The sequence below is a fragment of the Chryseobacterium sp. DZ-32 genome (genome assembly GCF_059587025.1).
In genome coordinates this window covers 123,217-146,652 of record NZ_JCAIOM010000002.1, presented here as the reverse complement: position 1 = coordinate 146,652, position 23,436 = coordinate 123,217, and the positions used below count along the sequence as shown (strand labels likewise).

Below are 23,436 nucleotides of genomic sequence, written 5' to 3'. Positions count from 1 at the left end.
CTGTAGAAATCCAGCCACATTGATTAGAGTTTTAAAGATTTAAAAAGTGAAGTAATACTTCAGTTATGTGCTAATACTTTGTTGAGACTCCTACGGAGTGACAATTGGAGTGTTAAGTTAATAATAAGTGATCAATGATGAATGATAATGGTGAATTACTTATTACTTATGCTCATGTATTGGGCTGTGTTGGTATAGGTATAAAACAAAACAAAAAAAATAAAATAAAATAAAAACTGACGGCGACCTACTCTCCCTCGTTAGCAGTACCATCGGTGAAGAATCTCATATCATTGTTTATCTTTAAGATTCTTCCTTCATCAGAAATCAAAGATTCGACGTAGTCAATGACAAAAACCAAATATTTGAATTTGAGATAATTTCTTATTATTTTATCTGAACTTTCTATCTTCTACTTTGATCGCCAGATCATTGATACTGGCATATCTTTTTGCCATGAGCCCGTTCTCATCGAACTCCCAGTTTTCATTCCCATAAGCCCTGAACCATTTTCCTTCCTGAGTCTGATATTCATATTCAAAACGAACGGCAATACGATTGTCGGTGTGTGCCCAATATTCCTTTTTAAGCTTATAATGAAGCTCTTTTTCCCATTTTTTCTGCAGAAATACTACAATCTCTTCTCTCCCATTCACAAAGGTATCTCTGTTTCTCCATTCGCTATCGATGGTATATGCTTTGGAAACCTTTTCAGGATCCTGACTGTTCCAGGCATCTTCTGCGAGTTGAATTTTTTCCAGGGCCGTTTCAAGAGTGAAAGGCGGAAGCGGATGTTTCTGTTCCATAACTTATTGTATTAAATTGGTCACTATTTTTTTTGATTTTTCAATGAGTTCATTGGATTTGAAAAGCTGGCTTTCTATGATACTGCTTTCAAAAAGCATGTAGACATGATCCGAAAATTCATTATCATCGAGCAATTCTAAAAAAAAATTTCTCAGATCTGCTTTATGAGACTGAATGACGCTCAGTATTTTAGTATTATCCATGGGGATCTCCGACAGAATATTCAGAAAGCTGCAACCTCTGAAATTTTCCTTTTCGTTCATATACACGAGGAAATCGAAAGCATTGATGATCTTGGATTTTAAGCTTTTTTCTTTTGCTATAAAGTGATTGAGCTCACCAAACCAATATTCATGTCTTACCTTCAGAAATTCTACACACAGATCTTCTTTGGATTTAAAATGCTGATAAAAGCTTGCCTTGGCAACTTCAGCTTCGGAAATAATCTGATTGATTCCGGTAGAATTATACCCTTGTTTTGCAAACAATTCGAAGGTTATTTCTACTATTCTTTCTCTTGGAGATTTCATATGCTTTTCTTTTCTGGAACAAATGTATGAAAAAAAATTACATACAGACCAGTCTGTCTGTTTTTATTTTTAATTTTTTTTTTGAGAATTTTGGAAAGCGCAAAGGCGCTAAATTTTTATAGATTTAACATATTTAAGGCGCAAAGATTTTATCTCCGATAAAACTTAATAATGCTAAGAAAGGCTTTGAATGAAACCGGTAATTGCGCAGTAATCTTGCTGAAAATCTTCGATTTTCTTGTGTCTTAAAAGCAGCATAATTTTTATCTTCTTTGCGCCTTTGCGTTGTCCAACTAAGAATATGAATAGAAAAAGCCTCCAGAAATAGATTCCAGAGGCTTAATAGTATATTTTAAATAGGATTACTCTTCCAGTTCTTCTTTCTTCTCTTCTTCTTTTTCAGGGAAGATAACGGATAAAAGAACAGAGATCACCAATACACCTCCTACGATTCCTAATGAAACCGGAGACGGAATATGGATCCATGGCGCAATAAGCATCTTAACTCCAATGAAGGACAGGATAATCGCCAATCCATATGGAAGTTTGCTGAACATATGAATAAAGTTCGCTAACAGGAAATATAATGATCTTAATCCTAAAATAGCAAAGATATTTGATGTATAAAGGATAAACGGGTCATTTGAGATTGCAAAGATCGCCGGGATGGAGTCTACAGCGAAAAGAACGTCCGTAAATTCAATAACACCCACTACTACTAAAAGAGGAGTTGCCATTTTAATTCCGTTTTGGATGGTGAAGAACTTATCTCCATCGTAGTTATCTGAAACTTTCCAGAAACTCTTGATCAGTTTTGCTCCTGCTGTATTACTGTAATCTTCATCGTCACCATCATCACCATCACCCCAGGATTTGATTCCTGCATACACAAGGAATAATCCGAATAAAGTCATGACCACATTGATTTTCACTGCCTCACCGAATATTTTCATTTCAGGAAGATACGTCAGATTGATTAATCCTACCCCTGCAAAGATGAATATGGCTCTGAAGATCAGCGCTCCGATAATCCCCCAGAAAAGGACTTTGTGATGAAGGTATTTCGGAACTTTAAAGAATCCGAAAACGAGGATAAATACAAATAAGTTATCCACAGACAATGCCTTTTCAATCCAATAGGCAGCCTGATACTGTGTAAATTTCTCTACTGCCAAAGCATGGCTTTCAGGGCTTCCGTCGGTATTGAATACCCAATAGACCACTCCTGAAAAAACCATAGAAAGCGAGATCCATACAATAGACCAGATGGTAGCTTCTTTGGAAGAGACTTCATGACTTTTTTTATTAAATACCCCTAAGTCCAGGAGCAGCATGATAACGACTGTTACTGCAAATCCCCACACCAGACCAGGGTGCAGTTCTAAAATACTTTGATGTTCCACTTGAGTTATGTTATTATATGATAAAAGCAATAGATGCACAGAGTACAAATATTGCTATTTTATTTATATTTTGATTGTCAATTGATTATAGATAATTCATCTGTACCGTCTGGATTGTCTGCTCCAACTTTTTATCCGCTGTAGGATCTCCGATAGCATTGAATTTCCATTCTCCGTTTCTCTTATAGAAAACACCCATTACCATGGCAACATGTCCGCTGAAAGATGCGTCATTCGCAATATCATATTTTGCAAAAACCTCTCTTACATTGGTAGGTGATCCTTCATAAATACGGATAGAAGCAAAAGGAATAGTTCCGAAATCCTGGCCTCTGTAGCTGTTCAAAACCATTGCCACATGCTCAACATTCGGTTCCAATTGGCTGAAGTCTACCGTGATTACTTCGTTATCCAATCCGTCATCGCCATTCACGTCACCGGTAAGGTCGTCTCCACTGTGTCTTACAGATCCGTTTCTTGATTTAAGATTTCCGAAATAGATTACTTCAGTAACGTTTTTGTTTGAATCATATAAAATACAGCTTCCGTCCAAGTCTACTGCTTCTTTCTTTGTTCCGAAAAATCCTTTCTTTTCGATTGCTCCCCAGTTGATTCCTACACAAGCCTGGGAAAGCTCAGCTCCATTTTCTTTTTTAAGGTTAATTCTCTGACCTTTTTGTAAGTTGATAGCCATCTTTCTATGTTTAGTTGTTATTTACTTTTTTGCAAAAAAGGTAATCTTCTTTGCTTTTCAAATTTCGTTCTAGTTATTATTCAAATTCAAATTAAGCATTGCCCGCAGAATATTCGTTTCTTCGTCGAAGTCAAAGATTTTACTCATAATATCCATATTTTCCAGATTTTTAATATAATCTTTCAGAACGCCTTCCACTTCAGCTGGCAAAGTACGCTTTCTTTCGTTCATACTATGTTCCAGCTGATCATTTTTACTTCTCAGCTGATCAATAATGGAACTCTGATTAGACTGATTCTCGGAAATATCCAGCTTATCCAGTTCTTTGTCGAAAAGATACAATTTCTTTTCGTCTACACTGAAAATAAAATAATCATCAGACTGAAAGATTTTAAAAAGTTCATAATCGTGGGTTCCGATAAGGTAACCACATACGAAACGGACTTTAAACCCCTGTATATTAAGCCTTCCCAACAGTTTCCTTTCAATGGAATATTCTTTATACTGATAGGAAGGAAAAGAATCAGGTTTCAACAGTGTTTCATCTGCCTCCGATCTGTAAAATTCCTGGGCATATTTTTTATGAAAGTACAGTACATTGTCCCAATTGGCCGTAAAACGATCTTCCGTCAGGTCTTTATACACTGTTTTTAAGTGCTGGGAAAAGACACCGCTGTACATTTTTCTGTCGGTCTCAAAACTATCTACCCTTCTTTCTTCAAAACCTGAAATATATTTACTGTTGATGTTAATTTCATTGATGACCGCCAGCATGTCATTTTCCTTCTGCTTTTTAATTTTAGTCAGAAGTTCTATAAGGCTGTCGGTATACTGCAGGTGGAAAAGTTCCAGTTTATTATAATCTAAAGCCGTATTTTCCTGGAACAGATTGTGGATAATATCAGTTTTGATGTAAATTGATATGATGTCAATATGTTCAAAAAAATTAGCGAGAAGCTTAAGCTTTGTTAATCTTCTTTTGCTTTGCGACAATATGGTTGCTGCATCATCCCCCACCTTGGTATCCTATAAATTAACCTCTGACATTTGCTTTTAGTTCGTGCTCCAATGTCTGAAGATCCTGATCCAGTTTTCTTCTGTTGTCAGCTCCCTGTTTCTGGATTTGTTTCACTTCATTCAATGTATTGATCAGCATTGATGTTGTTTCTCTCAATGTTTCCACCGATACGATAGTCTGCTCGTTGGCTCTGGCAACATTTACTGAATTCTGGCCAAGGCGTTCCGCATTCTTTCTTAAAATCTCTTCTGTAGTAGAAGATACTTTTTGCTGGATTTCAATATTCTGCTGCTGTCTGTACATCGCTACCGCAAGGGAAAGCTGGTTTTTCCAAACCGGAAGTGTAGTGGTAAGAATCGTCTGTGCCTTTTCAGCAATAGAAACGTTGTTGTTCTGTACGAGTCTGATCTGAGGAAGTGACTGCATCATAATCACACGCACCACTTTAAGATCTGCCATTCTCCTGTCTAGCCTTGCAATGAAATCTCTTTTATCTGCAATCTGATAATCCTGGTAAATCTGCGGATTAGCTTCCATCTGAGCAAGCTCGCCTGCCGCTCTTTCCATTCTGATATTACCTGCAATGACAAGCTCTTCAATCTGCTTGATAGAATTCACATTGCTTTCAAAAATAGTTTGAAGTACAGCGTTATCTTTTGTAGAGGTGATAATTCCCGCATTTACTTTATAAGAAATCTGATCGATATTGTTGATGATCTTATCGTATTTTGCAAAAAGATTTTCTACCTGAGTCATTACCTTTTTCATGAATGGCAATTTGCTCAGGAAGCTTTTCACTTTATTTCCGTTAAGTTCTTCTACATCTACATAGTTAAGCTCTACCAAAAGGTCGTTGATAAGCCCACCAACTTCTCCTGAGTTTGATCTTCTTACATTTCCTAAGAAGCTGTCACTCTGGTTGGTTAATGTTTTCTGAAGCTCTGCCCCGAAATTCACGATGGAACCTGGGTTGGTCTCGTCAATAGAGTTCGCAAGAACTTCATATTTCTGACGTTCTTCTGACTGCAGCTGTGTCAGATTTACATTTCCCTCTCTATCCACAAGAACAGCCGGCGCCGCATTCTGAGCGGGCTGAGCCGGAGTAGGAGGAGCCATTGGAGTCGGCTCAAAAGTTTTAAGGGGTTCTATTGATCCCAGCGGATCTATGGGTTGATTTTCCTGATTGTCCATGATTACTTCTGATAAATTGATACAAATTTCTCAAGGCCGTCTCTCTGTCCTGCACCTACAGCCTCAAATTTCCATTCTCCGTTTCTGTTGTAGATTCTTCCGAATTCTACAGCGGTTTCGATTGAGAAATCTTCGTCTAATTCGTATTTTAAGATCTCTTCATTCGTATCTGTATTGAAAATTCTGATGAAAGAATTTCTTACCTGTCCAAAGTTTTGCTTTCTTGAATCAGCCTCGTGAATCGTTACGACTACTGTAATTTCTTTGATAGCACTGTCAATTTTAGTAAGATCAATTTTGATCTGCTCATCGTCACCCGATCCTTCCCCGGTAAGGTTATCTCCTGTGTGGATCACAGATTTGTCCGGAGACTCAAGGTTGTTATAGAAAATAAAGTGATTATCTGAAACTAATTTTTTGTCGTCCCCAAGCAAAAACAAAGACGCATCAAGGTCGAAAGCGGTTCCTGTAGAAGTATTATTGATATCCCATCCTAAACCTACAGTAAATTTAGGTGCGTTAATGTTTTCTCTTTGTCCTTTTTGTAAGTTAATAGCCATAATATAATTCCGTTTGTGTTAAAGTATTGATGTTATTTTCGTATTCTTTTATTAAATGATAATTGTTACTGATCGCCAGCTCCAAAAGCAGGTCCATCTGTTCCTTTTTTACTTGAGACGTAAGATAATCAAAATTACTTGATTCCAGGCCTAAAATATATTTTACAATCCTTGTATTGAACTGAAAACTTTCTTTATTCATCACTTCTGCAACATGTTTTACATTTTTTACGGCATAGTAGTTGAAAAAGTTTTCAATTTTCGGGTCAAGGTCAAAATTCATCAGTTCTGCATAATACAGGAACATAAAGTCAGCCTCCACGTTATATTCATTCAGGATTCTGTTGACAGTATATTCATGACTTCCCGTGATTTTTATATCGTCTATAAAAATACAAAGTTTTCCTCTCAAAAAGTCCTTATCGATATAATAAGTGTCATTGGCGATCAGATTTTTGCGGTCTTCAAAATTGAGATTCCCGTAATCTGTGATATAGGTATGATTACGATTGATTTTCGACAGAATACTTGACTTTTTTCCTTTTTGAAACAGATAAAAATCCAGGTGTTTTTTAAAGTAAAAACATAAAAAGTTGGATGCAGTAGGAATCGCCATATAGGGGCTTGGAAGCACTACAATCTCTTTATCTGTATTTAAAAGCTCTTCATTTGCGGAAATAAATCCGTCGAATAATTCTCTTGCAAATTTTTCAGCATACGACTTATCGCCATACTTGAAATAACTGTATTCCGCAGGTGAGAACGTAAACTCATCTGCCGAATGAATGTGGTGTAAGCTGTATCTTTTATTCATGTTTATTTTAGTGTTTAAGTAAATGGGCACTGAAGCCAAAGTTCTTTGCTCCCTGATAATCTGCCACCGGATTATCTCCGATATGCAGGATCTGATTCATAGCCAAATTCTGATCTTTAATCTTATTCTTCACTTCCTGAAAAATAAGCGGATTCGGTTTGGAACAGTTGATTTCATCAGAATAGATATGGAAATCTATGTACTGATCCAGGTTTTCATGAATCAGGAATTTCCTCATTGTTTTTCCTTTGATAAATCCAGTGTTGCTTAGAATATTTATGGTCTTTCCCTGATTTTTAATATCCTCAAAAAAATCGTGAATATTTTCAAAAATCACCACCGGCTTGTATTCCAGAAACAATTCTTCACTCTTGTTGTAAAACTTATTGAGATTTTCTTTATTCAATTGTTTTACATCCACATCCAGCGAACCGAGAATCATCAGATAGATCTCAAAAGTATCGATATTACCACCTGTCACTTCATTAATGGTATTGCAAAGATCATCATAATACTTTACGGTTTTCGCAACCTGTTCTATAGGCTTATCTACGTTAAAAAATGAGGAGAACAGCTCAACTCTTTTTGCTTTAAATTCAGGATGAGATTTGATTAAAGTGAGCCACAGGTCAAAGGAAAAATGACTGTGGTTATGGATGTCGATATCTGTTTTCAATAGGTTTTAAGTTAAAAGTTTTTATCTAGCTTCTTGAAAAAGATTTAAAATTTTTTAATCATCAAAAAGTGTTCACGATACTATTCTTCCCAAAGATAAAATATTTATCATAAAAGCATTACGTTCAAGATCTGTTTTAAGATATTTTTATGAAAATCCAAGGTTTTGAAAGGTTCACAGAAGATGATTGATGAAGCGTTTAAAAAAAATATTTTCAAAAATTCTTTGGAAATCAAAAAAAAATTATAATTTCGCAACCGATTAAAAATCAACAATGTCAACAAAAATGATAAATATTATAACGTTAAGCAATCCTGTCAGAGCTGTGTTCTTTGGCAGCACTGAATATTTATCTGAATAGTTCTATAGATCTTTTATACCCAAAAATATATTGAAGACCTGTCTATTCGGATAGGTCTTTTTTGCTGCCCTGATTTCAGACTTAACAATTCAAACAACTTCTGTTGTTTGTTAAGATCTCTGAAAATTTTCCTTTGATACGAAATACGAAAAATGTTTTGCCGCCTTTATAAGACCGGAGTGTATTTTGTGCTTATTTTTTTCAGAACCTTTTCCAAACACAGATCTAAAAATCAACAATTAAAATCAAACAAAATGAAATATAACACACGAAATATAGGGATTATAGCACACGTAGATGCAGGAAAAACAACGTTATCAGAAAGGCTTTTGTATCACACAGGAGTTATTCATAAAATCGGTAATGTAGATGATGGAAATACCACCATGGATAAAGACATCCAGGAAAGAAACAGAGGAATTACCATTTCATCCGCTGCAGTTTCTACCCAATGGAAAAAAGACGATAAAGTTTATAACATCAACATTATTGATACGCCTGGACACATTGATTTCGCAGTGGAGGTGGAACGTTCTCTAAGAGTTCTTGACAGCGTTGTCGCAGTTTTCTGTGCTTCATCAGGAGTTCAGCCACAGACTGAAAACGTTTGGTTCCAGGCTGAAAAACACGGCACATCCAAAATCTGTTTCATCAATAAAATGGACAGAATGGGTGCAGACTTCTTTGCTGTTCTTAATGAAATAAAAGCAAAGCTGAATTCTGTTCCATTGGCCATTCAGATTCCGATTGGAGCTGAAAACGATTTTGAAGGCGTTATTGATCTTATCAAAATGAAAGCCTTATACTGGACAGATGAAAATGGAGAAACCATTATGGAAAAGAAAATTCCTGCTGCTTCTATGACAGAAGCCCATGAATACAGAGTTAAATTAATGGAAACTCTGGCAGAGAATGATGAGATGTTCTTTGAAGTTTTTATGGATACTGAACAGATTGCCACTGTTGAAATGATTTCAGAAGCTATACAAAGAGTCTGCAGATCCGGATCAGCTGTTCCTGTTTTATGTGGTTCAGCCTTTAAAAATAAGGGAATCCAGCCTCTTCTTGATGCTGTCGTAACGTATCTTCCGGCACCGGATCAGCTTGCTGACCTCCAGGGAAGAGATCCTCAAACGGAAGAAACGGTAACACTGGAAAGAAATGAGGAAGCTGCTTTTTCAGGACTTGTTTTCAAAGTGATAATTGATAAACATATGGGAAGACTGGCTATGCTTCGTGTCTATTCCGGAAAAATCAAATCCGGAGATACGATACTGAATGTAAGAACGGGTGAAAGCTTCAGGATTTCGAGAATTTTACAGATGCAGTCTGATAAAACATTATCAATGGATGAAGCTAAAGCAGGAGATATTGTTGCTTTGACAGGAATAAAAGATGCCAAGACCGGTGATTCTCTATCTTCTCTTGAAAAGCCGATATTACTGGAAGCCATTACCATTCCTACTCCTGTGATCAGAGTTGCTATCGAGCCGAAAACCAATGGTGATGAGAAGTCTTTCGGTTTGGTATTGGCCAAAATACAGGAAGAAGATCCTTCTTTGGTGGTTGAAAGAGACCCGCAGACCGGAGAGACTTTATTAAGCGGATTGGGAGAACTTCATTTGGAGGTTACATTGGAAAAAATCCGTCTGAATCATGGTATTGAAATCAATCAGGGGAAACCTAAAGTTTCTTATCGTGAGATTTTAACGGAAACCAAAGTTCACCGAGAAAAACTTTCCAAACAAAACGGAGGAAGCGGCCAGTTCGCTGATATCACGTTTGAGATTGGCCCGGGAAATGACAATGGATTGGAATTTATCAATATGATCAAAGGTGGAGTTATTCCGACTGAATTTATTCCTTCTGTTGAAAAAGGATTCAGAGAAGCTATGGAGTATGGACCTTTGAACGGATATCCTCTGGAAAACATGAAGATCACTCTTCTTGACGGTTCCTTCCACGCTCAGGATTCTGCTGCATTCGATTTTGAGATTGCAGCAAGAGAAGGATTCAAAACTGCAGCAAAAGGATGTAGCCCTAAGCTGATGGAGCCTGTCATGCAGATAGAAATTCAAAGTATTGAAGAATACACGGGTGCTGTCACAGCAGATATCAACAGAAGAAGAGGAATGATCACTTCTATTGATGAAAAATCCGGAAGAAAGATTTTTGCAGCGGAAGTTCCGTTAGCTTCAACGTTCGGATACATTTCGGATCTGAGAACACTGACAAGCGGAAGAGCTTCCATCAGCATGAAATTATCACACTATGCTTTAGTGCCTGATTTTATCGCCAATACATTAATAACCTAAACAAGCAAGGACTGTAGATTTTTTTCTTACAGTCCTTGTCTTATTTGTGAATGGTCAATTGTCAATTCGCTGCGCTTGTCAATTTTTTTTACTATAAAAATTCACCATTCACTTGCGAAGCAAAATTCATTCATTGACTCCTTTCCTATTTTTCCGGCATCACCTTATAGGTAGGATCTTCCTGGATATTAACTTCCACTACTGCTTCTGCATTTCTTAATATTTTTCTGCAATCTTCGCTGAGATGGCGCAGATATACCGTTTTATTCTGCTGCTTATAACGTTTGGACAATTTGTCCAAAGCATCTATGGCACTCATATCTACAATACGGCTTTCTTTAAAATCAATAACCACCTGATCCGGGTCATTCACAGGATCGAATTTATCCGTAAATGCTGTTACTGAACCGAAAAACAAAGGCCCATATATTTCATAGTATTTCACACCATTTTCATCCACATATTTTCTGGCTCTGATTCTTTTAGCATTATCCCAGGCAAAAACCAATGCTGAAATGATCACTCCAACCAATACTGCTAAAGCAAGGTTGTGTAAAATAACAGTAATCAGCGCTACCGTAACGCCTACAAAAATGTCCGATTTCGGCATTTTATTCATAATCCTGATCGATACCCACTGGAAAGTGCTGATAGCAACCATCATCATCACTCCGACTAAAGCAGCCATGGGAATTTTCTCTATGACAGGTGCACCAACCAGAATAATTATCAAAATAAGCAGTGATGCTACAATCCCTGATAGTCTTGCTCTGGAGCCTGCATTAAGATTTACCAATGTCTGTGCTACCATTGCACATCCACCCATTCCACCAAAAAAGCCGTTGGTAATATTAGCCAATCCCTGAGCGACAGACTCTTTATTGGCACTTCCCTTGGTATTCGTGATTTCATCTACCATCGATAATGTCAGAAGAGATTCAATAAGACCTACTCCGGCCATAATTAAAGCATATGGAAAAATAATCTGTAAAGTTTCCAGAGAAAAAGGGACTTTCGGAATATGAAAATCCGGAAGATTTCCACTGATATGAGCAATATCTGCAACCGTTTTTGTTGGAATATTAAATCCGAGAACCACTGCAAATAAGATGATAATAGCTACCAGAGAGGCAGGAACCACTTTTGTTATTTTTGGAAAAAAATAAACTATGGCAATGGTCAGGGCAGTTAAGCCAGCCATAATGTATAAAGGCATTCCCTGCAGCCAACTTACTCCGCCATTACTGTCTGTGATTTTGAACTGTTCAACCTGTGCCATGAAAATAATAATAGCCAATCCGTTCAGAAATCCGTACATAACAGGTTGCGGAATCAGTCTCACAAATTTTCCAAGTTTAAAAATTCCTACCATCATCTGAAAGATTCCGGCAAGGGCTACAGTGGCAAACAGATATTCTGTTCCATGAGATTGTATCAAAGCAATCAGCACCACGATGGTTGCTCCTGCTCCGCCGGAAACCATACCAGGACGTCCTCCTAAAACTGCGGTTACAAGTCCCATCATAAATGCAGCATACAGTCCTGTAAGCGGAGATAAGCCAGCCAGAATAGCAAATGAAAGAGATTCAGGAATCATAGTCATTGCTACCGTAAAGCCAGCCAGCAGTTCGTTCTTATAATTGATTTTCTTCGAAAAGTCGAATAAACTTATAGTATTTTTCATTGATATGCAAATGTATGGACTGTGCAAATGGTATACAATTTTTTCTTTTTATGATTTTTTCATGATTACAGTGATCACTTTAAACAATTTACATATCGATTTTTATAATATGTTAATTTTACTTAAAATAAATAGATAAAGTATGATTTTTACATTTCTAACTGTTTTTACTTCTTATTTTTGTTTACATTTGAAAACGAATAAGCGATTATTTGGTACTAATTAAAAGATTCGATGCGCAAAAAGCTGTTTATCAACACATCAACAGCCCCAGCTCACAGAATTCTATAAAAACCTTAATAGGTTATATATTATTTTACACAAATGGCAGGAAGAGAGTTTGAAAGAGAAGAAGAAAAGACCCCATTGAAAATAAAGAATATATCCAAATTATATTAAGGTGATCCCTACCCGCCTGTTTTACAATATTTGGTAAGTTACAATGCGTTTCTAAGATAGAGTCTTACGAAAGGTGTTTTTTGATATTTTTCAATCATAATCCATTTTCTTCACCAATTTCAAGCTATCATCAGCTATTTAACACCTCACAAAATAATACACATCACCTATTGTTCGTTTTTTATATATAAGTTTAAACAAAAGAATAATATTCAGTAAAAATGTTATATAAAGAAATCCATATTGGGAAATTTATTAAGGAGAGAGTTGATGAAAACGAAATAACAGTAGAGAGAATATGCAAATTTTTAGGCAAAGATGAGGAAACTGTTGAGATGATGTACGACAGCAGCTCAATGGATACTGATCTTCTTTTAAGATGGAGCAAATTACTGGAATATGATTTTTTCAGACTCTACAGTTCACATTTAATTTTATACGCACCGCCTTCTGCAATTAACAAAAACAGCCAAAAGTCTGAAAAGACGCCTTATTTCAGGAAAAACATTTACACTCAGGAAATCAAAGATTTTATCATGAAAAGGATTACTTCCGGTGAAATGACCCAAAGCGAAGTTATCAAGGAATATTCAATTCCGAAAAGTACGCTTCACAGATGGCTTCAGAAGAGCGATAATGCCAACTGATAAAGAGATAAAACATGCGCCCAAATTACAAAAGAATTTATCAGGATATGCTAAAGATGGAATATCCTGAAAAGCTGAAAGATCCGAAAATCAAAGAACTTCTTGAAAAGCTTCACACCAGTGATGATGTACTTAAGTTCAATGAAAAGCTGTTCAAGCAGTCCAGAGAAAATCAGAAACTGAAAACCTATGACAGGCAGACGATGTTAAAACTGCTTCAGTATCAGAAAAAACATGGCCACTCAACAAGCTATATGTCAAGGAAATATAAAATAAGCCGGACTACGCTTTCAAAATGGAAAGGAATGTTTGAAAAAGAGCTTGAAGATACAATGAAAAGTGCCGGTACATAATCTACCGGCATTTTTTAAAGGTAATAATAAGGAAAAAACCGGGCTGTCGTTTGCCGGAGTCGAACCGGATAACCTTGCCGGAGTAACCGGCTTCGCTATTCCTCCCGTCATTATAGTGCGATGTATTTTTTCCTGACGACACTTCAGATGGTCATATAAAGAAGCTGGAAGTGGAAAGAAGAAAGATGGCAAGCCTGAGATTCCTCCGGCTTTATAGAAAATTACGATACAAAGATCTTTCAACGTCCCACTTCCGACTCCTCATATGATGAAATCAAGGCAATAAGCGAAAAATGCAGTCGTGCTCTAACCAGCTGAGCTACTCTTCCTATATAAACTGTGTTTTTTGTTGTGGAAGAGACGGGACTCGAACCCGTGACCCCGTCGTGATGAGCGAAGTAACATTTTTCTACGGCACTTGTTCGTTTTTATTTTTCTTCTTCAGCAATATATGTTTTGACAATAGGATGAATGCTGGCATTCTCTGAATAATAATTTAAACCGAAACTCCTCCATCCACAAGACCAATAGAGAATCCTTTCTTTCAGGTAAGGAATATCTTTGGTTTCATCATACTTAAAATTTTCATCAAATATATACTTTACCTCATCAATAAGTTGCGGATAAAACATTTGGTCTTCTTCATCAAAGACCTCAATATGGATATTAAGATGGTTACCTATTTCATTTAATAAATAAGTTCTAAAATCCCAACCCATAACAATAATATCGGAAGATCCCATAGAAATAATCGGTTTCCATTTAAGATTCTCATCACTTACAATATATCGGAGACCAGTTAATGGTAAAAGAGCTGGAACATGAGAAAACCATTCTTCAAAAACTTCTATTCTCTTTTCCAAAGATGCAGATTTTATTCCCCATGAATTAAGCCACACCTGGCTCTTCTCATTCACATCGTGCTTCATCCAATTATAAGAACCTTTTATTATTTCCTCAACTTCCTTTTCATCAGCAAGCCAATTATAAAAAAAATCACGTTCTTCAGTAATTAATTCTCCATCATATTCATATTCAACAATTTCTTTTTTATCAATCGCATGAAGAATCTTTAAAAATTCTTTATGCTCAGGAATAAAACTGATCTTATATTTTTTCTCAACCTGATCAATCTGTTCTTCAGAAAGCCCTTGCCATTTGGCTCCGTAAAATCCTTTAGGACAATTTTCATCATCCACAGACCACAGTTTTTCTGTGCGTTCTTTGACCCAGTATAAAAATTCAGTCAGATTACTTGGTATATGCATGGTTATTCATTTTAAAATAAAAAAGAGGCAGGATTCGAAAAGACTTGTACAAGATCACTTTCATAACCTTCTGGAGTCGAACCAAATTAAACCGAAGCAGGCCTTTTCTACGGCACTCTTTTACAAATCAAGGTAATATTTTTCAGAATCTTCCGTGCATTTGCTCTACCTGCTGAGCTACCTCTCCTTTTCGGGGGAGAAGGCAGGATTCGAACCTGCGACCCAATGCTTACTCAATCTCGAAGTATGATTCTAAGACGACACTTGATTTTAATTATTCATAGTTATTAGTTTTCTTTCCACAAGATTATATTCTTATTGCGCATTCTATTTACGTAGTATAATTTTTATTTACATATTTGTTCGTTTTGCCTTGAAGCAAAAGAACCAAAAATTCAAGACCTGGAAACTACGGCTAAAAATAACCTACACTCTCTAAAAATTCTAAAACTTGCGCGAATCTAATGTTACTTTTTAGTTTCACTTTCTGTCTCGCGCTTCAAACAGTAGAATTTTCTTAACGTTCTTGTAGCTTATTTTCTTAACGCCTCCATTTCCTATGTCACATTTCCATAGTTGTCATTGGTGGAAATTTCAACCTTTTATTGTTATTTTTTCATTGATGTGATTTAAATAAAAGAGGCTAGATTCGAAAAGACTTTTACAAGATCATTTTCATGATCTGTTATGGAGTCGAACCAATATTATACCGAAGTAAGCCTTCTCTACGGCACTCTTTATAGATCAGGGTAAAAGCGGCGGAATCTTTCTATACCATCTATTCTTTCTTTTGAACTACATTCCGTTTACAACAGGAATGGCAGGAATTGAACCTGCGTCTGACGGGGGACTCGAAGTATGATTCCTATACGACACCTGGTTTTAATTTTTCCATTGTTCTTTCTGTATTGTATTTCTTTCAGTTTCGCTGGAACTTTATATACCTTGCATTTACCACTTCAAAACCGTGTGGGAAACAATATGAACAACCTAAATCATTTCCATATATCAATCTAGAGATCTGTACGCCTGAAATTTTCTTTGGAAAATCAATGAATCCATATTCATTAAATCCGAATTTCTGTCTTAACGTTTTAGCTTTTTTCATAATTATTGAGTATTAACCTCAATACACTGCTTCTTTTAGATCGGGTTTATAATTATTCATGGTTATTAATTTTCTTTCTACGAATGTATATTCTTACAGCGCATTCTATTTACGCAGTTATTTTTATTAAAAACCAAGCAATAAATCATAAGAGTAATTGATGTTCAATTGAAAGTTGACGATGAAACTCTTATTAACGGCATTGGTTAGCTACCGGGCAATCTGGTGAAAGACTCTGTCAGTTTGAAATCGAAGGAGGTCTTTCTAACGGCACCAGTATTATTAACACTGCAAAATTATATTGTGAGTACGCAATCTTTTTACGTAGTTTTATTTTTTATTTAAATATTTGTTCGTTTTGCCTTGAAGCAAAAGAACCAAAAGTTCAAGACCTGGAAACTCCGGCTAAAAATAACCTACACGCTCTAAAAATTCTAAAACCTGCTCGAATTTGCTATTACTTCTTCGTTTCGCTTTCTGTGTCGCGCTTCAAACAGTAGAATTTTCTTAACGTTTGTATAGCTTATTTTCTTAACGCCTCCATTTCCTATGTCGCATTTCCATAGGTTTTTATTTTTAAAAGCAGTGCCTGTTACAGCACTACTTTCTGAATCATTTTCACTGCAGACTTTTTGTCTTCCAACGCGTTCAATACATCGAAAATTTTGTCTGACCAACCCGCAATAAGGTGTACATCATTTTTTCTGATATCAAGCGGCTGTGTACCATAACCTGCAAGGTCAAAAATATACAGTTTTGCATTGGGAGCGATCGCTTTGTATCTGTTCCACAGGTTTTCAAAAGAGTTTCTGTTTCCTGTGCTATCCCACAGCTGGGTATCGGTGAAAAGCATTACTTTATCTACCTGCTCTCTTCTTTTGATAAGGTCTTCGATCACCAGATAGCCGTTGGTGGAATATCCTACTTCACCTTCACGTTTATAGAATGCATCCACATTCCTTAAAATACCATTTTTTGGCATGGGAACTCTTAGCCAACGGTCACCAAAGATACCTGTCACCACATTTTTACATTGCGACTGCAGGATCATAGACATCAGCAAACCGATATCATACAGTAAAATCTTACTTTTACCGGAAACCGCTTTCTGCATGGAACCCGATACATCGGCTGCAATTACCACTGAAGTATCAAAACCAAAACCTTTGATATTTTTAGCACTTACCACTACAGCATCTTCCAATGCTTCCAATACTGATGACAGGTATGGAGAATCTATTGTTTTCAGTTCTCTGTAAACCGCCAGGAATCGGAATGGGAGCTGTTTCGAGTTGGAGACGGCTCTTTCATCAGAAAGATACCTGCAGACTTTATTCATTGCATCTGGTGATACACCTGCTTCCAGGATATTTCTCAGGTTTCTCATGGTTGCCATATACCCCAATTTGTTACTGAAGATCAGTTCTTCCCATTTGTTTTTGAAAGCCAGTTTTCTTTCTGCATCATTAGCAAACTTTGTCTGGCCCAGAACGGAAAGTTCAACTTCCCATGTATAAGGCGTTTCCAGTGTATTGTTGGCAATTTTGTTGAAAACTGCTTGTTGGTTTTCATCCTTAGCTTTCGGGTGAACCAGAAATAATGCATCTTTCAGCGTTACTTCTGCTTTTCTGTTGTATTTGGCAAACTGATATTCATCAAATTTATTGAATGATTTTACCAGTCCTTTCTGAATCTGCTTGGATAGTTTGTTCAGCTTCTTTATATCGGTTCTTTTATTGGCAAGCTGGTAGTACGCCAGCAATTCTGTGATTTCATCCGCTCTCTGCACGACTCCATCTACTGTTTTGCTTACAAGGTCTGTACCGGAAATCTGCTTTGCCAGTTCAGTTGTCAAAACCAATGGAATAGACCTTAAGTACATATCTTTTCTTGCATATACGGCCAGCTTTGCCACAAATTCAGGATCATTTTTTTTGATCAGAGACTGTATTCTTTCCAATCTGTCATTTCCCTTCTCATAGTTGGCATCTGACAGTCCTGTTGTAACAACAGCACTATACAATTCTTCTGCAGGTGTCATCGCATAGGCTCTGGCACCTTCGTAGTTTGGTACTACTTTAGTTTCTTTTTTTAAAAAATTAAATTTCATGGTTACTGTTTTTATTGTTAACATGGAAAGGATTGATACTTCCTCTCTGATTTCTGATGCAAAGTAAAAACAGTATTACGCAATCTTTTTGCGCAGAAAATTTTTATTTGATTTTTTTTAATTTTAAAATGATTCTCGCAGATTATGATGCACGATTACGCAGATTTAAGTTTTGGCTAAAGCCGGATGAATAAGGCTATTTATAAGGCGGGCTAAAGCCCACCTCTATTGAATAATGCTAAATAGATTTTTTTCCGCAAATCCCACAGATTTATACAGATGTTTGAGAAATACAAACGCATTCATCATTTATCATTATAAAATCCTTCTATCATTCGTTTTCATTAAAGAAATCATCTGTATTTAATTTTTCGCTAAGGCTTTTCTAGCTTTGTTATGATTAAAAATTAAGCTATGATTAAAGGAATATATGAAACCCATGTTCAGGTGAGCAATCTGGAAAATGCAATACAATTTTATACAGAAGTGCTGGGATTGAAACTTGCGTATAGAGATGAAACCAGGCCCATTGCTTTTTTATGGGTTGGAGAAGGGAAAGAATTTATGCTCGGACTATGGGAGCAGAAGGAGAATCTTCAGACCAGACATTTTGCTTTTTCCTGCAGTAAGGACGATATTCTGAATTATTCTGTAGAGTTTCTTGAAAAAAAGAATTTAAAACCTTACAACTTCCTGAAAAACGGGAGTGCCAAGCCTATGGTATTTGCATGGATGCCTGCGCTGGCTGTTTATTTTAATGATCCCGATGGAAACCAGCTTGAGTTTATTTCTGTTCTGGACGGTGAAGGGAGACCGGAATTAGGTGTACTCAGCTATGAAGAATGGATACAGCAGACTGGCCAATAATACAATTTTATAATACAGAGGCGTAGGATTTTTATGCCTCTGTATTATCAGCAAAATAATCGAATAAACATCAGCAGCATTTAAGCATTGACCAGTTTTTTCACTGCCAGGACATGTTTACAGGGCCCTCGCTCACCCTGATATTTACTGAACCATTCACAAGTACAGCGTGCACGCTCATTTTCAATGATAACTGTGTGATGCACACCGGTTCCTTTTACTCTGGCTTCTGTTCTTGTTTTATGATTTAAAATTTCTACTTTTCCGTCTTCAATCAATCTTTCAGCATTTTTTATCCTGGGATTGAGTCCGATAATACGGCTTAATTTAAAAGGAAGCCTGCGATAGAAAAATTCACTGTCATCAAGGTCGTAACCGAGTAATCCCATTGCAGCAAGCCTGCCGGTACTATTTTCAACTTTGTCAAAACTGATATTCTCTTCCAGAGCAAGTGTGGCAGGATTGAAGGACTGGTTGGCATAGGCATATTTATCCAGGGCATCAATCCATTCGTCGGGAACATCCGAAATCAGGCTATCTAACACTGCGCCTTCCCCTGAGAAACCTCTCCAGCATTCTCTAGATAAAGAAAAACTGAAACGGATATTCCCCATACTGAGCTGCCATGTTATGGACTGCATATTGGCATGCGCAAATACCTGCATAGAATCAATATAAGGAAGAAGAGGCTCTAAAAGACGAAGCCTGTGAATTCCTCCTATACAAACAGAATCTGTAGATTGTAGCGGAGAAAATATAGGTTTATTTCCGCGTACAATTAAGTAATAATCTGACTTTACCACTCCTTTCGGCATTCCTCTAAACAATTGCTGCGTCTGGATTCTATTGAAAGTGTAGCGTTTCACTGATTCTGATAAATAGACCTGAACGGTCCCCAATCCTTTGATCCATTTTACAGGCAATGGAACTTTTCTTTCTATTATTTTATTTTCTTCCTGATAAAGCCCAACTTCTTTTTGCCCTACAGAAAGCATAATTTTTCCATTCGGACGGATACTTCCCAAAGCATTTATCATAGGCTGATTGAAATCCACATTTGTTGTTCCGCTTTCAAGAAACTCACCATCCAATCCATCAGGCAGTACATCTACTCTTGCATACACTCCTGCACAATGAGAAAACCCTTCAAATCGTACTCTTCCATTTCCTGCTGTCACTATAGGATCTTTAAGATGTGCCATCTGAAGCGGCGACAGATTAAAACTGGATTTCACAATGTTGGAAAGGGTGATCAGACATCGGGCCAAAATAAAGGGCTGCCCTACATTTCCCCAAAAGAAACAGGGAGCATCAGTATTTTTATATACCTCATTGTATTTGGCGAGGAACAGCTCTTCAAGCGCACCTGTCCTAACTAAAGAGGATGCACCTGAATAGTTGTAAATAAACGTATCTTCCATGATCTATTTTTTCAGGAGTAGATTACAGATTTTTTTAAGGCTAGAGTTTTCTTTCCAGTGGTTTAATTTTTCAAGTACTTCTTTAGGAACCAATGAATGATTCAATGCCAATACTTCATGGTAAATTTCCAGAATTCTTTTCAGATTGGTAACCGGTTCTTCCATTTGAAGTACAATATTGGTAATCAATTCCTCGAGAGCAGTATTATGATTTTTGCTTACATTCAGCATGTGATGCTGCATAAGATCTGTCAATCTTTTCACCGGCGCCCACTCCAGTTTTTCGTGCAGACCAATCACTCTTCCCAGCCTTGCGTTATCCATCATCTGACAGGAAACATGTTCAAGCCAGATTTCAGCAGCAGTTCCTCGGATGGTTTTATCACCATCCAGGAAAATAGTCCCAAGAAACAGATAACCAATTTCATCCAGAGGTTTCTTGATCTGATACAGTGTATTGGCAGTATTCAAAACAAGGTTTCTTTCAAAAACTTCTGCAATTCCTGAATAGAAAAGACAGTACTTGATAACTTTCGCCAGAGCATTGGCAGGCGTATTGGGAAAGCACAGCATCAGTGCAGGAATTTCATTAAGCTCTTTCTGCTCTGCTACAAAATATTCCAGGAACAAAGGTTCTTTTCTTTTTTCGAGATGATATTTTGGAATCGTAATATTCAGCTCTACCGGATAGTATGAGTTTTTCTTATTGTCAATGGTCTTCCATTGGTAAGCCCCTGAAAAGAATTCCACAGGAATATTTTCATATCCGAAACTTCTGAATTCTTCAAAAACAGTGTCAGGTGAACGTGTAATTCCGGCTGTCATCCACCATGTAGGATGTATAAACTTGCCTTCCGGTTTTTCATTTTTACCAAAGAAGAAAAGCAACAATTCTCTATATTCACCCTTTAGTCTTTTCTCTGTTTCTGCAACAGCTTCTGAAGTATCATCCAAAGCACAGCGCTGCAGGGCCAGCTGAATATCCAGATGATGAGGCTCTGTATTACTATTCTGATAATTCTCTAATCTCTCAACGAGAGTCACAGGGGAAATCCAGCATGGCGCGTGGGTGATAGGAAATAACAAAGGCAGTTTATCCCCGGATTTTATTTTTTCAACAGCATATACAGCGATCTCTTTAAAAGCCTGTCTTGCAGGACAATCTGCTCCAACATCTTCTATCGGGCCCAGTTTCTTCTGATAATTGGAATAAGACTCTCTTGTTATTTCTTCCTCCCTTGTTTTCTGATATATTTTTTCCAGATTCTTTAACTGAACCGGATATTTTTCCATTAATACCAGCCCATAATTGATAATAGCATTGCACAGCAAAACATTCAGATAAGGAACTTCCCATTTTGCAATGGTTTTACAGGCCTTTAAAAATACAGGTTCCATCAGTTTCACAGAATCTTCATCCACATCTCCGGCAAACCTTATAAATCCAGTCAAAGCAATATCACAATGATAGCTATACGGATCGTCCATTGCCAAAGGCAGATAGAACATCAGATCTTCAAAATTCTGAAGTACCTGCACTGCATTTTCATCTGTAGCCAGCAATCGTTTTTCCGAAGCTATAGCTTCCAGTTCCGGCTGTTTTTCTTCAATATATTTTACTAAAAGCGGACGTACATTCGTCAATATATTATCTGAATAGTGAGAAAGTGCCTCAATCATATTTTCTGAAGCCGGTATGTATTTAAGAATGATCTTTGCTGCTTTTGACTGTATGCCATCATCTTTACTAACAAACGCTGTACTTAAAGCCACTCCGAGCATATCCGGATCTACCTTCTTTCTCTGAAATATTTTTTCAGTAAGTCCCAGGCTGGAAACCACCACTGTTTTTACCTCTGAGCTCAGCAAATTCGGAAGGTAATGCGAAAATTCTTCATTTTTAAATTCAGCAGCCCCAACAATTTTTTTCAGGTGGGATAATATTGTATTCACGGCTTTTGACTGTGAAGAAACAAGGCCTGCAAGCAGTTCATCCTGCAGATCAGATAATTCTTCTTCTGTTGGTTTTAATGATGTAAAAGCATCCATAAACCAGCCCGTGACATTTTTATTAAAGTTTCTGTTGGAAGCCAGAAGGCATTCTTTCAGGAATCTTTTCCTTTCAATTTTCTTCTCAGCAATGAGCTTTTGAACAATGGGAAACCATTCTTTACGGAAGGGTAAAGATTTGGAAGGAAATTCACATAAATACCAGAAATGTGTATTCAGTGTTTCAGGATAACGGTCAAGATCAGCTGGATAATTACTCAGGTGATGTCCCAATAATTCAGGTTTGGGCTGTACATATCCTTTCTCTGACCATCCTAAAATATCTTTATAATTGAAGGCTGTAAATTCTGCTTCAATAGATTCATTGATAAAGTCTGAAAACCAATCCGGGCATCCCCATTCCAGTATCTGCTCGGTCTGTTCTGCATTGCGGAAAAGGCTCCAGTAATTTTTACCAAAATTCTTTTTGTCCATACATACAAAAGAAGCTATATCTATAATGGAATGCTGGTTCACAGATCCTGCCGTGTGGTAGGAGTTTTTAGTCATTACAATTTTACTGATCTCACGGTCCATTTTCTTGATAGAGGGTATCAGTGTTTTCCTTTCTTCAATGCTAAGCTCTTTTAGAAAGGGAATAATCTCATGTACTTTTTCCTCATTAAGGATCTCATAAAGTCTTTCTTTCATGGGCTTTAATTTGATGTATAAATTTGTTTCAGGTTATTCGTTTTATTCCATTCTTCAGGCAGTTTGATAAGAGCTTTCTCTGGTTCAAACCCATTATACTTTAACAGTTCATGATAGAGCCCGTACTTTTTGTTATTAAAAACCGTTTTCCCACCTGCTGAAAGAATGGAGGTCAGCAGTTTTCCTTTATATTTTTTAAAATTGTTTGAAGACCGTTTGTTAAAAAGGGTCTCAAAAGCCGTAACACAGGGAGTTTCATATTTATTAAACAGTCCCGGAGACAGAAATAAATAAGGCCTCTCCATGAAAAGTAAATTCATCTTCATTTCAACATTTAAAACTATTTCAAATCCTTCACTACAACATTAATACACAGTATTTTATAACAGCAGTTTTTTCCTGTGAAAACAAAGTCTTTAAAACAGGAAGTCCTATATAAAATTGTCATCAGTCCATCATCTTAAAGATCCGGACAAAAATTGAATAAATTATTTAATAAAAAATGTTTTC

19 protein-coding genes are annotated in these 23,436 nt (G+C 36.8%); 4 read left to right on the top strand and 15 right to left on the bottom strand.

Going from position 1 to position 23,436, the window contains the following annotated elements:
• Window positions 1-392: 392 nt before the first annotated feature.
• The 9 genes from AC59HC_RS02710 to AC59HC_RS02670 all read right to left on the bottom strand — a co-directional run bounded on the left by AC59HC_RS02710 (window position 393) and on the right by AC59HC_RS02670 (window position 7,693).
• Complete coding sequence (locus tag AC59HC_RS02710) at window positions 393-806, bottom strand: DUF1348 family protein (protein ID WP_411414321.1); 414 nt, start codon at window positions 804-806, stop codon at window positions 393-395.
• 3 nt (window positions 807-809) lie between these two features.
• Window positions 810-1,337 carry a TetR/AcrR family transcriptional regulator gene (locus AC59HC_RS02705; protein WP_202843550.1) on the bottom strand — a complete coding sequence of 176 codons (528 nt, stop codon included), beginning with the start codon at window positions 1,335-1,337 and terminating at the stop codon, window positions 810-812.
• A 362-nt stretch (window positions 1,338-1,699) separates the two neighbouring features.
• Entirely contained in the window at window positions 1,700-2,740 is a 1,041-nt protein-coding gene (locus AC59HC_RS02700; RefSeq protein WP_496557959.1) for a TerC/Alx family metal homeostasis membrane protein, read from the bottom strand.
• An 85-nt stretch (window positions 2,741-2,825) separates the two neighbouring features.
• Complete coding sequence (locus AC59HC_RS02695) at window positions 2,826-3,434, bottom strand: TerD family protein (RefSeq protein WP_047428248.1); 609 nt, start codon at window positions 3,432-3,434, stop codon at window positions 2,826-2,828.
• 69 nt (window positions 3,435-3,503) lie between these two features.
• On the bottom strand, window positions 3,504-4,451 hold the full coding sequence (locus AC59HC_RS02690; RefSeq protein ID WP_496557958.1) for a hypothetical protein: 948 nt from the start codon (window positions 4,449-4,451) through the stop codon (window positions 3,504-3,506).
• Window positions 4,452-4,467: 16 nt separating this feature from the next.
• A complete protein-coding gene (locus tag AC59HC_RS02685; protein ID WP_496557957.1) occupies window positions 4,468-5,643 on the bottom strand; it encodes a toxic anion resistance protein in 1,176 nt (391 codons plus the stop codon).
• 2 nt (window positions 5,644-5,645) lie between these two features.
• Window positions 5,646-6,203 (bottom strand): TerD family protein, encoded by a 558-nt coding sequence (locus tag AC59HC_RS02680; protein WP_433627730.1) that lies wholly within the window; start codon window positions 6,201-6,203, stop codon window positions 5,646-5,648.
• Window positions 6,193-7,017 (bottom strand): phosphoribosyltransferase family protein, encoded by an 825-nt coding sequence (locus tag AC59HC_RS02675; protein WP_202843566.1) that lies wholly within the window; start codon window positions 7,015-7,017, stop codon window positions 6,193-6,195. The genes AC59HC_RS02680 and AC59HC_RS02675 overlap by 11 nt, the downstream gene beginning before the upstream one ends.
• A gap of 7 nt (window positions 7,018-7,024) precedes the next feature.
• Complete coding sequence (locus tag AC59HC_RS02670) at window positions 7,025-7,693, bottom strand: HAD family hydrolase (protein WP_482399719.1); 669 nt, start codon at window positions 7,691-7,693, stop codon at window positions 7,025-7,027.
• 615 nt (window positions 7,694-8,308) lie between these two features.
• On the opposite strand from AC59HC_RS02670, the gene fusA reads away from it, so the two are divergent.
• The gene (fusA, locus tag AC59HC_RS02665) at window positions 8,309-10,369 is read left to right on the top strand and encodes an elongation factor G (RefSeq protein WP_429816535.1); all 2,061 of its coding nucleotides are present in this window, start codon (window positions 8,309-8,311) and stop codon (window positions 10,367-10,369) included.
• 145 nt (window positions 10,370-10,514) lie between these two features.
• Here the strand turns inward: fusA and AC59HC_RS02660 are convergent, their stop codons facing one another.
• Window positions 10,515-12,053, bottom strand: coding sequence for a SulP family inorganic anion transporter (locus AC59HC_RS02660; RefSeq protein WP_496557956.1), 1,539 nt, complete (start codon window positions 12,051-12,053; stop codon window positions 10,515-10,517).
• A gap of 620 nt (window positions 12,054-12,673) precedes the next feature.
• Between AC59HC_RS02660 and AC59HC_RS02655 the strand changes: the two genes are divergently transcribed.
• Together AC59HC_RS02655 and AC59HC_RS02650 are read left to right on the top strand one after the other, a co-directional pair.
• On the top strand, window positions 12,674-13,099 hold the full coding sequence (locus tag AC59HC_RS02655) for a transposase (RefSeq protein WP_343641762.1): 426 nt from the start codon (window positions 12,674-12,676) through the stop codon (window positions 13,097-13,099).
• A 14-nt stretch (window positions 13,100-13,113) separates the two neighbouring features.
• Window positions 13,114-13,452, top strand: a complete 339-nt coding sequence (locus AC59HC_RS02650; protein ID WP_110009580.1) for a hypothetical protein — start codon at window positions 13,114-13,116, stop codon at window positions 13,450-13,452.
• 428 nt (window positions 13,453-13,880) lie between these two features.
• On the opposite strand, the gene AC59HC_RS02645 is transcribed toward AC59HC_RS02650, so the two are convergent.
• Together AC59HC_RS02645 and AC59HC_RS02640 are read right to left on the bottom strand one after the other, a co-directional pair.
• Window positions 13,881-14,720: a hypothetical protein gene (locus AC59HC_RS02645; protein ID WP_123278928.1), complete on the bottom strand. Its 840-nt coding sequence runs from the start codon at window positions 14,718-14,720 to the stop codon at window positions 13,881-13,883.
• A gap of 1,700 nt (window positions 14,721-16,420) precedes the next feature.
• A complete protein-coding gene (locus AC59HC_RS02640; protein ID WP_496557955.1) occupies window positions 16,421-17,938 on the bottom strand; it encodes a TROVE domain-containing protein in 1,518 nt (505 codons plus the stop codon).
• Window positions 17,939-18,352: 414 nt separating this feature from the next.
• Between AC59HC_RS02640 and AC59HC_RS02635 the strand changes: the two genes are divergently transcribed.
• Complete coding sequence (locus AC59HC_RS02635; protein ID WP_496557954.1) at window positions 18,353-18,805, top strand: VOC family protein; 453 nt, start codon at window positions 18,353-18,355, stop codon at window positions 18,803-18,805.
• Between the two features lie 80 nt (window positions 18,806-18,885).
• On the opposite strand, the gene AC59HC_RS02630 is transcribed toward AC59HC_RS02635, so the two are convergent.
• Genes AC59HC_RS02630 through AC59HC_RS02620 form a run of 3 tightly spaced genes read right to left on the bottom strand, consistent with a single transcriptional unit; the run spans window position 18,886 to window position 23,246 of the window.
• Window positions 18,886-20,226 (bottom strand): SWIM zinc finger family protein, encoded by a 1,341-nt coding sequence (locus AC59HC_RS02630; RefSeq protein ID WP_496557953.1) that lies wholly within the window; start codon window positions 20,224-20,226, stop codon window positions 18,886-18,888.
• 3 nt (window positions 20,227-20,229) lie between these two features.
• Window positions 20,230-22,926, bottom strand: coding sequence for a DUF6493 family protein (locus AC59HC_RS02625; protein WP_496557952.1), 2,697 nt, complete (start codon window positions 22,924-22,926; stop codon window positions 20,230-20,232).
• Window positions 22,927-22,931: 5 nt separating this feature from the next.
• On the bottom strand, window positions 22,932-23,246 hold the full coding sequence (locus AC59HC_RS02620) for a hypothetical protein (RefSeq protein ID WP_482399725.1): 315 nt from the start codon (window positions 23,244-23,246) through the stop codon (window positions 22,932-22,934).
• Window positions 23,247-23,436 lie beyond the last annotated feature (190 nt).

Bases quoted from the DNA above. Each gene is read 5' to 3' on its own strand.
- AC59HC_RS02645 (WP_123278928.1), bottom strand. From the start codon at position 14,720: ATGCATATACCAAGTAATCTGACTGAATTTTTATACTGGGTCAAAGAA.
- AC59HC_RS02635 (WP_496557954.1), top strand. From the start codon at position 18,353: ATGATTAAAGGAATATATGAAACCCATGTTCAGGTGAGCAATCTGGAA.
- AC59HC_RS02695 (WP_047428248.1), bottom strand. From the start codon at position 3,434: ATGGCTATCAACTTACAAAAAGGTCAGAGAATTAACCTTAAAAAAGAA.
- AC59HC_RS02650 (WP_110009580.1), top strand. From the start codon at position 13,114: ATGCGCCCAAATTACAAAAGAATTTATCAGGATATGCTAAAGATGGAA.
- fusA (WP_429816535.1), top strand. From the start codon at position 8,309: ATGAAATATAACACACGAAATATAGGGATTATAGCACACGTAGATGCA.
- AC59HC_RS02685 (WP_496557957.1), bottom strand. From the start codon at position 5,643: ATGGACAATCAGGAAAATCAACCCATAGATCCGCTGGGATCAATAGAA.
- AC59HC_RS02705 (WP_202843550.1), bottom strand. From the start codon at position 1,337: ATGAAATCTCCAAGAGAAAGAATAGTAGAAATAACCTTCGAATTGTTT.
- AC59HC_RS02710 (WP_411414321.1), bottom strand. From the start codon at position 806: ATGGAACAGAAACATCCGCTTCCGCCTTTCACTCTTGAAACGGCCCTG.
- AC59HC_RS02660 (WP_496557956.1), bottom strand. From the start codon at position 12,053: ATGAAAAATACTATAAGTTTATTCGACTTTTCGAAGAAAATCAATTAT.
- AC59HC_RS02680 (WP_433627730.1), bottom strand. From the start codon at position 6,203: ATGGCTATTAACTTACAAAAAGGACAAAGAGAAAACATTAACGCACCT.
- AC59HC_RS02675 (WP_202843566.1), bottom strand. From the start codon at position 7,017: ATGAATAAAAGATACAGCTTACACCACATTCATTCGGCAGATGAGTTT.
- AC59HC_RS02640 (WP_496557955.1), bottom strand. From the start codon at position 17,938: ATGAAATTTAATTTTTTAAAAAAAGAAACTAAAGTAGTACCAAACTAC.
- AC59HC_RS02620 (WP_482399725.1), bottom strand. From the start codon at position 23,246: ATGAATTTACTTTTCATGGAGAGGCCTTATTTATTTCTGTCTCCGGGA.
- AC59HC_RS02655 (WP_343641762.1), top strand. From the start codon at position 12,674: ATGTTATATAAAGAAATCCATATTGGGAAATTTATTAAGGAGAGAGTT.
- AC59HC_RS02625 (WP_496557952.1), bottom strand. From the start codon at position 22,926: ATGAAAGAAAGACTTTATGAGATCCTTAATGAGGAAAAAGTACATGAG.
- AC59HC_RS02630 (WP_496557953.1), bottom strand. From the start codon at position 20,226: ATGGAAGATACGTTTATTTACAACTATTCAGGTGCATCCTCTTTAGTT.